A 15,709-nucleotide genomic window follows, 5' to 3' on the forward strand; every position below is an offset into this window, starting at 1 on the left:
ATGTCAGAATTTACTTTATACACAGCAGAAAATGCACCTGAAGAGTCAAAGTCTCTAATGGCTGATTCAGTAGCTGCATTTGGTATGGTCCCTAACTTACATGCAGTAATGGCTGAAGCGCCAACATTACTTAAAGGGTATCAAGTGCTGCATGATTTGTTTCAAAAAACATCGTTTAATGCACAAGAGCTTACTGTAGTATGGCAATCAATTAATGTTGAACATAACTGCCATTACTGCGTGCCTGCACACAGCGCTATAGCAGCTTCAATGAAAGTTGATCAAGATATTGTTGATGCATTGGTAAATCAAACACCCCTTGCGGACTCTAAGCTTGAAACACTTCGTGAAACAACATTAGCAATGACACGTGAGCGCGGTGTGATCAGCGATGCGCAAATTGAAAAGTTTTTTGCAGCAGGTTATGGCAAGCAACAACTACTTGAAATCATTGTAGGCTTATCTCAAAAAGTTATGAGTAATTACACTAACCACCTTGCAGATACGCCTGTTGATGAACCATTTAAAAAATACGTAAAATAAATACGATTTTATAAATGACAAAAGGCAGCCTAGGCTGCCTTTTTTGTGTTTATAAATTGCGGCTATTTAAATTTAACCGTTTTTGTACTACGTGTATAAATACGTTGTTCGGGCTTTGTCCACTCACCTTTTTTTAAATAAGAGGTCGACACAATAAATTTTTCGTCTTTTAGTTCACTCATAGATTTAACTTTAGTGATACCTTCTTTACTACCCGTTACATCTTCATAGGCTACAAATTGAGTGGGGCTTAGCACCTTTAATGTGCCTTTAGTATAAAAACCTGCCGTTGTGAAGTAATAAAAAACGAGTAACTCTTTTTTGCTATCGTAAAAAATCATAGATTCGCCGCCATACTCACCTTCATTAATAGAGTGTGCAGTGCGAATAGCCTTGCCATTGAGTGCTCGTTCCCACTTACCTACATCTTGAATTGGCTTTTCGCCTTGGGCTACTTCAAAGTTAGCTTGCCAAGTACCCAAAAAAGGTTGAAATACAGCTAGTTGTTTATCTAAAGTTAGGTTATTTTCATCTGCGTAACTAAACGTAAATACACACAGGCATAAGGCTAAGAATAGCGTTTTAAAATATGTCATACTTTCACTCTCTTTTTTAGTTTTATAAAGTTAGTATAGGTGATAATTAATTGATAAAGAAAACTTTAATAACGATAGCGAGCCTTTTTATCATTTTTACTTGGCTAGCTTATACGCTAATTTATGTACCAATCTATATCAGCGTTTTGAGCGCATTAAGCTTTTTAGTATACGCGTGGGATAAACGCAAAGCTAAGCAATCGGTATATAAAAAAGTAAATCGTACACCGGAGCGAACATTGCAGTTAATAGCGCTTTTCGGGGGATGGCCTGGTGCATTAATAGCTCAACAGTTATTGCGTCATAAGTCGCAAAAAAAACGTTTTATTATTGTGCTGTGGTTATGTATTTTAATTAATATATGCATCTTGGGGTATGCTAACCATTATTTTAAAACACTCTTGTAATACTAATGCATTAATTGAGTGCATATTGGCGTTATAAGTACTCGGAGTTATCAAACATAAAAGGGTTGTGAGTTGAATATTTGGTTAGGTAGTAGAGAAGCTAATATACTTTTATAGAAAAGTACATTAGCTAAAAAGATTTATATTGTTTACAGCGATTATTGGCCTGCCGTCGCTTTTTGCAATTGAACAGTGACTACTGTTTTTTTATCAACAACAACCCATTCTCTGTAAGTAATAAATCCTTTTTTACTTACTTCAATATCGTATTTTCCTTCTTCAAGTTCAATTGCATCTTGGTAGATAGGAGAAATATTCATAATGCGAACACGGGCATCGGCTGGGTTAGCGATAACTGTTAATGAAATTGGCGCTACAACTTCTTCAACATCCATAACGACTTCATTAACTACTTGCTCAGTTTCATCAACAGATGAAGTTGTTGAACAACCGCTTAATAAAAGGATGGCTGCAAATGCGCTTAGTTTTTTCATAAATAGTCCATTTAAAAGTATTGAGTGTTTCGAAAATTTTGGAAGAGTAAATGAAGTATTCAACTTGTCGTCCCTAACTCTCGTTTTAAAAAATAGCAATAGTTTAATATGTATCTACTGCTTATTCAATTATTGTCACTTTCGTTATGTAACTCGCAGAGCAATAACTCTACGAGTTGATATGCTTATTTTAAAGTAAATTATCCAAAGATTTAGTGATAGCTTCACTTCTTTCCACTAACTGCTCTGCCGTTTTATACATTCTTTTTTTCATCAATGCATTGGCCATTGTAATATAACGTCTTGATAACTCTTTTCGAAATGAAACTAAAAGAGAAAAGTCGCTTGGAAGTCCAGTTGATTCCAAATTTACTTGCTCTTCAAAAGCTAATAGTGCTTTATGATCGGTTATATTTTCTAGCATTTCATCATAACGTTGAAATCTTGGCAGATAGAACACAACAGCGTCTGATGTTGGGTAAGTGGCTTGTTCTCCCGCATCTAATTTTGTCTGATACGAACTTAATGCATCAATTGCCGACTCTCTTTTTAGTAAATTGGTAAATAGACTTTCAGCTTTTTGTTTATCAGTAAATATAGCCTTACCAACATTTAATAACGCTTTTTGAGATACGACGTCATCTACTTCAATAGCTTGGTTTAAAGCAACTTCAAAATTCTCAAAATGTGTAGGTGAAGGGCGATATACGTAAGTGTTGTCGACTTCGTTAAGATCGCTAATTAGCTGAGGAATACTGTTGTTATCAATTTCGTTATAACGTGATTGTTCTAATAATAAGTTAATCCTTGATGTAATATCAAAAATTATAGATTGGCGCTCCCTAAGAACACTTTCAAGTTGAACCGAAAGTGTTTCTGAGTCAGGATAATATTCAAGCGCATTAGAATATATAGCAATTATTTCATCAAAGTTTTTAAATTTACTTGTGTTATTGCTACTATCGTTTGCTTGGTCAGCAAAGCTTTTCAATATAGTGTCTTGGTTAACTCTCAACAGACCTTGTTTTAACACATTATACTGTGGAGGTATTTCACCTAACCTTTGCAAAATAGCTGGGCCATTCCACGCCATCCAAGTTTCTATTTGTTGATTAATAGCATTAGCATTATCAAGCTTTGCTTCTAGCTGTTTTATGTTATTGCCATTGGATAAATTTAATTGACCAGCGATGAGGATCAAAGCCGCTGATACTGCGACGAATATCATAGTTGGCTTTAGATTAGACTTAAGTTTATTTGATATGGGCACTAAAGAGTCGTGCCGTTTCGACGTTTCTAATGAAAGTGCTTTATTTAAACTTCCCCATAACCATAGTGGGCAATTTTTAGGACGTTTAGCCGTCGTGTCTTTAGGGAGTTTGTCAGCGGCAACACGATTAAATGGATGCTTACTGCTAAGTAATTCAAAGGCAATACACGCGTATGAAAACACGTCGTCTCTGAGCGTAGCATCAGCGCCTTTTAGCTGCTCAGGACTGGCGTAAGTTGGTGTGTACCCACCAACTACACCTAGCTCGGTATTACTGTTTACTGCGTAGGCATCTTCAATACTTTTATGTTTAGCAATACCAAAATCGAGTACTTTTAAATTACCATTACTGTCAAAAATAATATTAGAAGGTTTAAGATCGTTATGTATTACGCCTCTTGAATGGGCATAATTTAAAGCATCGGCTAGTTGTTCTAAAATAATTTTGGCTTTTTTAAACACCAAACCCGAAGGCTTATTTCGTTTAATGATTTGCTCTAAGGTCTCCCCTTCGATCAGCTCCATTGTAACGTAATATAAGTCACCGTCTGAATCAGCAGAAAAAACTTTAACAATACTAGGGTGAGAGAGTTGCTGTGTTTTTGATGTCTCGTCTTTTAAAAGAGAAATTGCTTCTTCAGAGTGAGAGAACTCTTCTTGTAAAATTTTGATTGCTACAAATGCTTCTGAGCGAGTCGCATTTTCTAAAAATGTATCTCTAGCTCTATAGATATAACACATTCCGCCTTGACCAATAAGTTCTTCGATCAAATAACGACCTGATATTTTTTTACCTATTAGATTAATTTTATTTTTTGGCGGTGTTCTTTTAAGATTAGAGTCAAGTGAAGCAATTTGAGTTTTATCACTTGAGCTATTGATACTGCTCATCGTAAGTCCTTTTGTTGTGTTAATGTAAATAATCGCATAGGTAAGTTTTTTATTCTTACCAACTTTCCCTCTGATACAGTCCACCATTTTTACAAAATTCTCCCACTATAGCAATGATTCAATTGCCTAATATTTAGATCTAAATCACGTCTTTGTGGCTTCGATGTTGTTTTCAATTTGTAACTAATTTAATGTTTGTAATATTTTATAAAAATCTAACGATCTACCTTGGCGGGTACTTTGAATTTTAAAGAGCAGAGCAGTACTTTGGTTGCTATGGGTGATAATTTTCTAAAGCGTTACATAATGTGTTTTTTTATTAAGATGTTTTTAATAAATAGAATTTAAAATGGCGATACACAGCGTTTTTTTAACAACATATTTTTATAGTACTATTTCATTAATAAATTATATATTTCCCGTATTTTTTAGATTAGTAAGATCAAGACAGTGTCCATATATTAATTTCAATGTTGACAATAGTTTCTCTTGTACTTTATCCTAGTGCAATTGAAGATTTATGGGACTAACTTATCAAATGGAACTGATACTAAACATAACTAGTTATCATAGACTCTCACCTGAAATTGAAGCATCTAAGACAACAGAAAATGTACTCACCTTTGGCCGTTCTGAAACATGTGACTGGCACTTTCCCGATCCTGAAAAGATTATATCGAGTAAGCACGGAAGAATAGAAAAAGAAGACGATGCATTTTACGTTTATGACGACTCTACTAACGGTGTTTTTGTCAATTTTGGTGTGACGCCGCTTGGTCAAGGTAATCGACAACGCCTTTCAGATAAAGATGTACTTACTATTGGCGATTTTCAAATTGATGTAAAGTTAGTTGAGCCGCAGGGCGCTGCTACGAGCAATGCTGGTTTGTCTCAACACCGTGATGATTTTATGGTAAATAAGCCTGAGTCATTTTCGCAACCGCATCACTTTACAAACGAATCTCTGTTAGATGAATCTATGCCTGCTGTTGATATGGTACAAGAAAGCTTCTCTGGTGGTAATAATCAAATACCTGAAGATTGGGATGAGTTATCGAGTCTTATGGCTCCTGCATCTTTAGTTGCAGACAAGCCGGTTTTTGAAGAACCTCAAAAACCTGAAATTGCACCCGCACCTCCAAAGCAAAATGTAGCGGCGAAGGTTCACACACCAGAGCCATCATCAGCGAAGGCCGCAGTGAGCAGTGGCTCTGCGCTATCAGATGCTTTTTTAAAGGGATTAGGCGTTAAAGCCGAATTGCAGGATGCTTTAAATACACAAGAACATTGGTTCGAAATGGGGCAAGGTTTAAATTTATTACTAAACGAGCTTATGGAATCTTTGCGCCAAAGAGCGCATGTAAAAAACCAACTTCGCTTAAATCACACGATGTTTCAGACTAAGCAAAACAACCCTTTAAAATTTTCTGCGGATGTTGATGATGTTATTCAGAATTTATTCATCAGAAATAGTGCAAGCTTCCTTTCCTCTAAAGAATCAATAAAAGAAAGCTTTGTTGATACGCGCAGGCATGAACATGCATTATTGGCAGGAGCTGACGGTGTATTGAAAGGAATGTTAGCGCAAGTTTCTCCGCAGCATATAAGTCAACAAGTAAATGATAACGCCAATATACTAAAGATTATACCAGGGCAGATTGATTACAAGTGCTGGAAACTATATGAAAGTTTACATGATGATTTATCGCAAGAAGTGAATACGAAAGGTGCGATGGCGATGTCAGATGACTTCTTAAAAGCATATAACGATAGAATTAAAGAAACGCTCTAGAAAGGAAAGCAATAATGTATAAAGTTAAGCTCTATTTGATGAGTTTTAGTTTACTATTTTTAGTACTCGGTTGCAGTACTGTTAATCAATTGGTTCCGCCTTCAACGGATTTAATTATTAATGTATCCAAGAACGTAAACCCGGATACATCGGATAGACCGTCTCCGGTAGTTATGAAAATTTTTGAACTTAGTTCACGTACTATCTTTGATACGCAGGATTTCTTTAGTCTTTATGATACACCTGAGAAATTACTTGGACCTGACCTAATTAAAAAAGATGAACTTGAATTACAGCCAAACTCAGTGCAAAAATATAAAATGAGTTTAAACAAAAATACTCGTTATGTAGGCGTTGTGGTTGCGTATAGAAATATAGACCAAGCTAGATGGCGATCTGTTATTGAGGTCGATCCAACGGGTTATGACGACATAGATGTTAATGTGGAAGCAATTGCTACATACATGAGAGAGCAATAAAAAGGATTTGTAAATGAGTGACAATACTCGGGTTGCGTGGACTGAAGGGATGTTTTTAAGACCACAGCACTTTCAGCAATCAGATAAACATATTGCGAATGTAATAAAGCAAGTGTGTAGCGGGAATTTGGCCGATCCGTGGGGAATACTTGAAGTAGCAATAGATACTGAATTATTGAATTCAGGTCAATTTGCTATTGAAGCATTATCTGCGATCACTCCAGATCTACTGCCGCTGGATATGCCTCAATCAACCCCATTACCAGAACCTTTGGTAGTAGGCAAAGATGTCTATGATGAGATAGTGTATCTTGCTATACCTGCGTTTAAAAATAGCGGGATTAATATCTCAGCGCCTGAAGAAAATATAGTCACTCGTTACAAATTGCATGATTTGTCTGTAAGTGATGACTTAATTGGCTCTCAATCTCAAGAAATAATCCAAGTTGCGAAAACGTTTAGTAAGTTGGTGTTATCCTCAGATGATCACTCTGGTTATATTTTACTTCCTTTAGCGAAAATTTTAGATGTAAGTAGTGAAGGTAGAATAAAGTTAGACACTAAATATATTCCAGCCTCATTGCAGGTTGGACAGTGTAAACCTCTTGTAGGATTAGTACGTGAAATAGGTTCGATGATTAAGCAACGCGCAGAAAGTATTGCCGTTAGACTATGCCAAGGTTATGCCGGAAGTACGTCTGTTGCTGACTTTATTATGCTACAAACACTGAATAAGTATGATGCGGTATTTGAAAACCTATTAACAGTCAATAACCTCCACCCAAATGTATTTTATACGCGGCTTATTGAGCTCGCAGGAGAGTTGTCTACGTTCAGTACGGTCAACAAAAGAGTGCCTAAGCTTCCCAAATACGACCACAAGAATTTAGGACAAGTATTTAGCGAAGTCGTTAATTTCTTATATCAGTCATTAAGTCATGTAATAGAGCAAACAGCGACTGAAATTAAGCTGGAGCAAAGTAAGTTTGGTATTTCATTTGGTGCTTTAAAAGACAAATCGGTGCTTAATTCAGCTCAATTTGTTCTTGCTATCAAAGCAAGTGTGCCACATGAAGAATTACGTAAAATACTCCCGTCACAAATAAAAATTGGCAGTGTTGAAACAATTCGTGATCTTGTAAATAATCAAATTCCAGGAATAACAATTAGTAGTTTACCTACCGCACCTAGGCAAATTCCGTATCATGCAGGCTTTCATTACTTTGAGCTAAATAAGCATGGCGAACACTGGGAAAAACTTCGCTCAAGTGGTGGAATAGCTATTCATTTATCAGGGAATTACCCAGAACTTCAATTAAGCCTTTGGGCTATTAGAACTTAACTTTTAAAGGAAGAGTTTCAATGGACGAAACCATTATAAAACCTCGCCCTGGTAGATTGGGGCGAAATGCACCAAGTATTAATACTGATAGCAATGACGCTGATAAGACCGTAATGTCGGTAGAGCCACCATCAGCTAGACAAGCAAGCAATGTTAAAGTATCTATATTTAAAAACCCTCTTTTAGAAGCTGCCACAGATTGTTTTTCATTAGTTATCTCAATTAGTCAGTCAAAGGAGATGACTAATTTAGCAGCACTTAAGCATCGCTGTGTTGAAGCACTAAAGCGCTTTGAAGTTGAAGTTCGAAGCCAAAATCTACCTAAAAATGTGATTAATAATTCTCGCTACTGCTTGTGTGCAATCTTAGATGAATCGGTATTAAATTCAAAGTGGAGTTCAATGGAATGGGCCGATGAAAGCTTATTGTCAACATTCCATAAAGAAACGTTTGGTGGCGAATATTTTTACACTCTTCTTGATGATGCATTGGGTCAACCCGAAAAAAACAAACAGTTTTTAGAGCTACAATACCACTGCCTAAATTTAGGTTTTAAAGGGAAATACAGACTAGATACAGGCGGAGATAATAAAGTCGAAGAGTATCGCTCTCAACTTTATCATCTTTTAAATCAATTAGATGGCCCAGTTAGTAATAAATTATCCCCCAATTGGAAAAGCAGAGTCGCTGCAGGTGTTGAACTAAGAAATCAAGTCCCACTTTGGGTCGTTTTCTCTGTGTTAGGTTTAGTGCTGCTCACTGTTTATTTATTTATTAACATGAGGCTCAATGATGCCGTTTTTTCCGTTAATGAAAAGCTTGCCGTCATTCATCCTCTGGCAAATGACGTATCTATTGATAAAAAAGACCAACAATTACTTGTTTTAGAACAGTTATTACAAACTGAAATAACAATGGGCATTGTCGAAATTAAAAAAAGTAATGATCGTATTCGAATCTCGATTAATAGTGAAAGTCTTTTTAATCAAGGAGATTCAAAATTGCTGCCTTCTTTTCAGCCTATTCTTGAGAAACTCGCGCTTAGTTTAGAAGGGACAAAAGGGCGTATATTAATTACGGGTCATACTGATGACACGCCTATTAATACCGATAGATACCCCTCTAATTGGCATCTTTCTTTAGCCAGGGCAACACAAGTCGCTAATTCAATGGCTAAAAGTACAAACCTTAGTGGACGTTTATGGCCAGAAGGTAAAGGTGCTGCAGAGCCAATAGCCAGCAATTCAGATTCAGCTTCTCGGTCATTAAACCGACGAATTGAAATCGATTTATTATTTTAATGGGGCTGACATGAGTTTCTCGCAAAAAATTAAAAAAATGACATACGCGCTTACATCACGCACAGGGATATTAATTATAGGTTTTCTTGCTCTATCATTATTGATCTGGTTTGGCGGTCCATTAATCGCAGTTGCTGATTACGTTCCATTAGAAAGCATAGCCTCAAGATTGTTAACAATATTGCTAGTGCTACTCGTTTTTTCTGTATCAAAAATTTATCGTCTTATGCAACAAAGCAAAAGAGACGAGAAAATGGCTGATGAGCTTATTGATAGTGATGATTCAAATAGCAGTGAAGTTAACGAAGAGATCACAACGTTAAAAACAAGAATGAACGAAGCGATTGATCTGCTTAAAGATGTTAAGTTATTTAAAGGCAAAAATATTTATCAGCTGCCTTGGTACATAATGATAGGCCCGCCTGGTGCGGGTAAAACAACAGTAATACACAACTCAGGGTTAGATTATCCGCTTAAGGATAAGTTGGGAGTTGACTTAGTGCACGGCATAGGTGGCACTAGAAATTGTGATTGGTGGTTTACTAATAAAGCAGTACTGATAGACACAGCTGGCAGGTATACAACGCAAAACAGTCATGCAAAACATGACTCACGAGCATGGGAAGGCTTTTTAGGTTTACTTCGAAAGTACCGCCCACTTAGGCCTATCAACGGTGTCATGATCAGCATGGGTATTTCTGAGCTAATGAGCCAGACCAAGACCGAAAGAAATCTGCATGCTCGCGCAATAAAACAAAGATTACAAGAGCTTCAAAATCAACTTGGAATGACTTTCCCTGTCTATGTTATTTTTTCGAAAGTAGATTTAATTGATGGGTTTAGAGAGTTTTTTGGTGAATTAAGCGAAGAAGAATGTGAACAAGTCTGGGGTGTTACCTTTGAACTTGACCTTGCAAAAGACACCCAAGTTGAAGCTTTTAATAAAGAATTCCATTCGTTGATTTCTAAACTAACGGAAATGCTAAATCGTCGATTGATCAATGAGCGAAATGAAGTAATAAGAGCTAAAATATTTGAATTTCCAAGGCAGCTTAGAGTATTACAAGGTGTTGCTGATGGATTTTTAAAGGAAATATTTACACCTAACGCATATGAAGAATTGCCGATGTTTAGGGGCGTTTACCTAACAAGTGCGACCCAAGAAGGTACACCTTCGAGCTTTTTAAGTGATAGCAATTTAGGAAAATCTGAGCATATAAATCAGTCAAAAAGCTTTTTTATAAAAAATGTTTTAGAAAGTGTTATTTTTCCTGAGCAGAACTTAGCCAGCACTAATAAACACCATGATAAGCAAAATAAATGGTTACGCATTGTGAGCATTACCTTTGCCTGCTTAGCGTTATTTGGCTTTTCAATTTCTTGGTATTTTAGTTTTGCGTGGAACAGTAATTTAATTTCTGCAACAGAAGAAGCCATTGTTACCTATCAAGAACTTGATTCGGCTTCTTTTGATCGTAATAACCTACTTGTTCTCAATGATAGACTCAATGCTTTGAGAAATTTACCTGCAAGTGGACCGCTTGTAAGCGAGTTACAAGAGTCGTCATCGTTTGGCTTTAATAAGTTAAGCGAAATCAAAGAGTCGTCGGTTAACGCTTATGATCGTTCTTTACAAACGTATCTAGAACCTTTTGTAGGCAATACATTAATTAAAGAAATGGAAGCTCACCCGGAGCATCTGAGCTATTTATATGAAACATTAAAATGCTATTTAATGCTATTTCAGCCTGAATACTTCGAAAGCGAAGATATTACGGCGTGGTTTAATGCTTATTTAGAAAGAAACTTACCTGGTGATAAAAATATGCAAACCAGGGATGAGTTAATGGGCCATATTTCTGCATTACTAAACAAAGGCATCACTCAAAGTGACATCGATAATCAAGCTGTGCGTACAGCTCGTAGTGAGCTAACTAAACTACCGATAGCAGAAAGAGCATATCAACGGCTTCAAGCTGATTTTCTTAACAGCAGTATTCCGCCGTTTAGACTCACTGATATTATTAGTTTTGAAAGCGCTCAAAAGTTTACTTTTCGTAACAATGGTGAGCTCACCAGAAGTATACCTGGTTTGTACACGTTTAACGGTTTCCACGGTATTTTCAACGTTGAAAAAAGTAAAATGCTCGGTAATTTAATGGCCAGTAGCTGGGTTTATGGTGAAGAAGCATCGGGCACTTATGACATATCTAAAGACGAAATTGAGAAAAAATTAGAGCAACGTTACTTCCAAGATTATATTTATTATTGGCAGTCATTTTTGGATGATTTGAGTCTTAATCAGTATAGTTCGCCTGCTGAAGGGGTTAATGTTACAGATGTACTCGCGGGCTCTGAAGCACCAATCAAAAACATCATCGCAGCGGTCCAAAAAAATGTTCAATTAACTAAATTACCTGTATCAGAAAACCAGAAGGTCGCAGGTAAAGTTGCCGGTAATGCCGCTAAAATTGCACTGCAAACTAAGGCGAATCGGATCAAGCGATTTTTACCTGATGAAGCTCCCACGTTTGATATTAAATTACCGGGTCATCAAGTTGAAGAAGCTTTTGAAGAGGTGATAGGGATTGACTCGCAACAATTAGATAATATTCAAAAAAACCTAAGAGAGCTTAATGTCTATTTAACCAAGCTTGACCGAGGCGATCAGCTAAAAGATTCAATAAAAGATCAAATTAGCGGTAAAAGTAAGCCTAGCTTTATACGTCAATTAGAATTTCAGAGTCGTGATTTACCGTACCCGTTTAATAGCTGGTTGTTAGACATAAGCCGGGATACAAGCAATATCACTAAAAATAGTGCAAACAGACACTTAAATGAAATTTGGAAGAGTAAAGTGTTAAGAGAATACAACGCTGCAATTGTTGGCAGGTATCCTTTTGCACCGCAGGCTGATAAAGAAGTGAACATGAAAGACTTTACTCGCTTTTTTGGCCCAAATGGCACAATTGACTCTTTCTTTAATAGTTACGTTGCACCGAGTGTTGATATAAGTTCAAGTCCATGGAAGTTCGAAAAAGATATTGGTATTGGTAATGAGGCACTAAAAATGTTTGAACACGCTTACCAAATTCAAACCGCATTTTTCGACCGTGGTAGTGATACACCAAGGATTGAATTTGGGTTACGCCCACTTGAACTTGACCGTACCGTATCTAGCTTAATGATAGAAATTGATGGCCAGTCTATGACGTATCGTCATGGCCCGTTAAAAGTAACTAACTTTATTTGGCCTGGCGCTTCAGGACAAAGTAAAACAAGAGTTGTATTTACTCCTCCAAGTGGTGGACGTTCTATTAACACGACTTATCAAGGTGAGTGGTCACTTTATAGAATGCTTGATGAACTTAGCGAAAAAAGAAGTGAAACACGTAAAGATCTAGAGCTGCATTTCTCATTAATGGGAAATAATGCAAAAGTAGAGCTCTTGCCTAAGTCAATTAGACACCCATTTTGGAATACAAGTGTAGAGAAGTTTTCATGTCCGACGCGATTATAAATATTGGTTACTTAGGCAAAGTGCCTTGTTTAGGTGACTTTGTTCAAGATAATGTCTCTAAAGACTTCTCAGAGCATTGGGAGCAATGGCTGCAAGCAGCCATTGCTGTTAGCAAAGAGCAACTTGGGGATGTATGGCAAGATAGTTATTTAACAGGTCCTGTTTGGCATTTTGCTTTGAGCCCAAATATAGTGGGTGATAAAGGCGTTATGGGGACATTGCTCCCAAGTATGGATGCAGTTGGCAGACATTATCCTTTTACGGTTTTGAGTACTACAGACAATAACCCTATCGATATCTTAAATTCAGGCGTTTTTTCACTTGAATATGAAGATGTAGTTTTAAAAGTTTTAGACGGCTCGGTCGATCTTTTTTCATGGCGAAAAGAGGTCTCTAAAACGATTAAAATCGCGGCTTGTGAAAACAAGCAAGTGACTTACTCCCACTCTGTTGATAAAAATAAAGATGGTGAAGCTTTTGAATTTTCAGGAACAGAACTGAGCAGTGATGTTTTGAAAGATGCGATGCATGCATTATTGTATAAAAAGCATGGTGAATACAGTGTTTGGTGGACACATGGCTCTTGTAATATAAAGCCCATGGTACTGATAACTTCAGCATTACCTCCTATAAATCAAGTTGCGGCAATGTTAGATGGAAGATGGAAGCATTGGGAATGGAATTACACACAGGTAAAAAATAGTGATTAGCAATTTTAATACAAGTTACGCAATTACTCACCGAGGTGTTGTAAGACAGCTCAATGAAGATTCCCATGTAGAGATAAACAGCCATAACTTATGGGTTGTGGCTGATGGAATGGGGGGGCATGAGGCCGGCGAGGTTGCAAGTCAGTTAGTTGTTGACGTAATTAGAGCAAAAGTACAAGAGCGCGACTTAAAAGACTTAACAGTTTCTCACATTGTAAGTGCGATAGAAGAGGCAAATAAACAACTAAACGATTACAGCTCCCAGTATCTCGAAAACAAAACAGCGGGTAGTACCGTTACAGCATTATTTGTCAAAGATGGAAAGTATTATATTTTGTGGGTAGGCGATAGCAGAGCTTACTTGCTGCGCAATGGAGTACTTACGCAAGTATCAAGAGATCATAGCCAAGTTAATGATTTAATTGATGAAGGTATTATTTCTGTAGAGGAAGCTAAAGATCACCCTCTATCGAATGTAATAACGCGAGCTGTGGGTGTAATGGAAATCGTAAACGTTGATGTTATTCAAAATGACATTAAAACGGGCGATCTTTTCTTACTTTGTTCTGATGGACTAACAGGCGAGTTGTCTGATGATGAAATATGTTTATCATTAGAGCCAAGCAGTATTATTGACTCAGGAATGGCCTTAATGCACTCCTCTTTAGTGCGAGGTGCTCGAGATAATGTAACGTGTATTATTGTTAAATATGATGAGACTAAAAGTAATCAGCATAGTGAAACCTTTAATATTCAAGATGAAGCGACAATCCCTTTATTTACTAAATAACCTGAACTCTGGATAATAAATCTATCTCGAGCAGCTATTTTCAGCGCTAACTGCGTTGAATTTACTTGCAATAAGCCCGCTATTGACGCGTAAATTCGCCTTGTTTTCACTGAAAATTTTTGGCTAGAGAAAATAAATTTAAATATCACTATGATTCAATACGTTAGTAAATCTCTTAACCAGAGTTTAGGTTAAATAATCAGATTTGAGGTTAAATAGTTTGTTTACTGGTATAAAGTTTTTTAAAATAGGCGCTATAAATGGAACTGAATATGGTTTGACTGAATCATTTTCACACCAGCAAAAATAGTAAATTAGTACGTGATTGTTTTTGTATTCGCAATAGTCTGCACATAAATGCTAGTGTGGCTAGGCTTGTAATTTCTTATAAAGAATGTAATATAAAATCCGCCTCGCTTTATTGGGGTTTTATGGATAATTATTAGGACGACGGAATGTTTTTATTAGACGAATATATCTCCCCTATTTCAGATACTGAGTTTGCAGGCATTGATCCTCGCTCAGATGTTTCTCCTACGTCCACATATTATGCCTTAAAAGATTTAAGAAACCAGTTAAGAGCGGCTGAAAGAAATGCTTTAGTTGATGAGCAAGGTATTGCATCTTTATCTCGTGACTGGTTACCTTTGCTTGAGCAATGCAGTAAAGCAATTAAAACTGAAAGTAAAGACATTGAATATATCGCATGGTTCATAGAGGCGATGTGTCGTATTTACGGGTTTAAAGGTTTAGCATTTGGTTTTAATGTTGCACATAATTTAATTGACAGTCACTTTGAATCACTTTATCCAACATTGGATGACGATGATGAAATTTCGGATAAAGTATCGGCGTTAGCTGGCTTAAATGGATCCGCTGGTGAAGGGACTTTGATTATTCCTATCAAGAGCATCTACCTTACAGATAGCGTAAGTATCGACTCTTTTTCTTTTTGGGAATATCAACAAGGTTATGACGTATCGCGCTTAAGTGACGACAAACGAGAAAAAAAGATTACTCAGGGCTCAGTTGACTTTGAACTAATTGAAAAAAGTGCAGCAGAGACAAGTACAGAGTTTTTTGTTTCACTTAAACAAGATATAGAAAAAGCGATTGAGCAGTTTTCAATACTCAGTGACGTAATGGATAAAGCAACGGGGCAACCCCAACCAACGTCGAGTATTAAGCAAGCACTTGAAGTCAGCCTTGCGGCTGTGAAACATGTTGCAGCCGATAAGCTTGAAGCGGCTGAGAAAGCGCTTGCTGAAAATAATAAAGAAGAAGAAATTGAATTGAAAGATGATGACGTTGAATCGACAGCAACAGTGGTCGAAAAAGCGAATAATCACGAGATAAATTCAAGAGAGAATGCGATAAAAAAATTGAAAGAGATCGCTCTGTTTTTTAGAAATACAGAGCCTCACTCACCAATGTCGTACACCATAGAACAAGTAATTCGATGGAGCGAATTATCGCTGCCTGAATTATTAAATGAACTAATTACAGATAGCGATGCTAGGACTGGGTACTTTAAGTTGTCTGGCATTAAAATCAGCGAAACTGAAACATAGGTA

Annotated in this window: 13 protein-coding genes; 10 read left to right on the top strand and 3 right to left on the bottom strand. The window is 36.8% G+C overall.

Translation table 11 applies throughout. The features are described from left to right. Window positions 1–543, top strand: coding sequence for a carboxymuconolactone decarboxylase family protein (locus ACJJVZ_RS01095; RefSeq protein ID WP_405597395.1), 543 nt, complete (start codon window positions 1–3; stop codon window positions 541–543). Window positions 544–605: 62 nt separating this feature from the next. Here ACJJVZ_RS01095 and ACJJVZ_RS01100 read toward each other — a convergent pair whose 3' ends face one another. Continuing rightward, window positions 606–1,139: a hypothetical protein gene (locus tag ACJJVZ_RS01100; protein WP_138584782.1), complete on the bottom strand. Its 534-nt coding sequence runs from the start codon at window positions 1,137–1,139 to the stop codon at window positions 606–608. Window positions 1,140–1,189: 50 nt separating this feature from the next. Between ACJJVZ_RS01100 and ACJJVZ_RS01105 the strand changes: the two genes are divergently transcribed. Beyond that, entirely contained in the window at window positions 1,190–1,546 is a 357-nt protein-coding gene (locus ACJJVZ_RS01105; RefSeq protein WP_405597398.1) for a DUF1294 domain-containing protein, read from the top strand. Between the two features lie 158 nt (window positions 1,547–1,704). On the opposite strand, the gene ACJJVZ_RS01110 is transcribed toward ACJJVZ_RS01105, so the two are convergent. Together ACJJVZ_RS01110 and ACJJVZ_RS01115 are read right to left on the bottom strand one after the other, a co-directional pair. Further along, the gene (locus ACJJVZ_RS01110; protein WP_138584784.1) at window positions 1,705–2,040 is read right to left on the bottom strand and encodes a PEGA domain-containing protein; all 336 of its coding nucleotides are present in this window, start codon (window positions 2,038–2,040) and stop codon (window positions 1,705–1,707) included. A gap of 190 nt (window positions 2,041–2,230) precedes the next feature. After that, on the bottom strand, window positions 2,231–4,201 hold the full coding sequence (locus tag ACJJVZ_RS01115; RefSeq protein WP_405597400.1) for a serine/threonine-protein kinase: 1,971 nt from the start codon (window positions 4,199–4,201) through the stop codon (window positions 2,231–2,233). 538 nt (window positions 4,202–4,739) lie between these two features. On the opposite strand from ACJJVZ_RS01115, the gene tagH reads away from it, so the two are divergent. The 8 genes from tagH (at window position 4,740) to tssA (ending at window position 15,706) form a co-directional block, all read left to right on the top strand. Next, window positions 4,740–5,993, top strand: coding sequence for a type VI secretion system-associated FHA domain protein TagH (gene tagH / locus ACJJVZ_RS01120; protein WP_405597403.1), 1,254 nt, complete (start codon window positions 4,740–4,742; stop codon window positions 5,991–5,993). 38 nt (window positions 5,994–6,031) lie between these two features. Further along, entirely contained in the window at window positions 6,032–6,472 is a 441-nt protein-coding gene (gene tssJ, locus ACJJVZ_RS01125; RefSeq protein ID WP_282130886.1) for a type VI secretion system lipoprotein TssJ, read from the top strand. A gap of 13 nt (window positions 6,473–6,485) precedes the next feature. Further along, entirely contained in the window at window positions 6,486–7,814 is a 1,329-nt protein-coding gene (tssK, locus tag ACJJVZ_RS01130) for a type VI secretion system baseplate subunit TssK (protein ID WP_138584786.1), read from the top strand. A 20-nt stretch (window positions 7,815–7,834) separates the two neighbouring features. Then, the gene (tssL, locus tag ACJJVZ_RS01135; protein WP_138584787.1) at window positions 7,835–9,115 is read left to right on the top strand and encodes a type VI secretion system protein TssL, long form; all 1,281 of its coding nucleotides are present in this window, start codon (window positions 7,835–7,837) and stop codon (window positions 9,113–9,115) included. A 10-nt stretch (window positions 9,116–9,125) separates the two neighbouring features. Next, window positions 9,126–12,635 carry a type VI secretion system membrane subunit TssM gene (gene tssM, locus ACJJVZ_RS01140; protein WP_405597407.1) on the top strand — a complete coding sequence of 1,170 codons (3,510 nt, stop codon included), beginning with the start codon at window positions 9,126–9,128 and terminating at the stop codon, window positions 12,633–12,635. After that, window positions 12,617–13,345 (top strand): type VI secretion system-associated protein TagF, encoded by a 729-nt coding sequence (gene tagF, locus ACJJVZ_RS01145; RefSeq protein ID WP_077535547.1) that lies wholly within the window; start codon window positions 12,617–12,619, stop codon window positions 13,343–13,345. The genes tssM and tagF overlap by 19 nt, the downstream gene beginning before the upstream one ends. Continuing rightward, window positions 13,338–14,135 carry a PP2C family protein-serine/threonine phosphatase gene (locus ACJJVZ_RS01150; protein WP_405597409.1) on the top strand — a complete coding sequence of 266 codons (798 nt, stop codon included), beginning with the start codon at window positions 13,338–13,340 and terminating at the stop codon, window positions 14,133–14,135. The genes tagF and ACJJVZ_RS01150 overlap by 8 nt, the downstream gene beginning before the upstream one ends. Before the next feature lie 455 nt (window positions 14,136–14,590). Further along, window positions 14,591–15,706 (top strand): type VI secretion system protein TssA, encoded by a 1,116-nt coding sequence (gene tssA, locus ACJJVZ_RS01155; protein ID WP_405597411.1) that lies wholly within the window; start codon window positions 14,591–14,593, stop codon window positions 15,704–15,706. Window positions 15,707–15,709: the final 3 nt, after the last annotated feature.

The sequence above is a fragment of the Pseudoalteromonas sp. Ld19 genome, assembly GCF_045064135.1.
GTDB classification, from domain to species: domain Bacteria; phylum Pseudomonadota; class Gammaproteobacteria; order Enterobacterales; family Alteromonadaceae; genus Pseudoalteromonas; species Pseudoalteromonas aliena.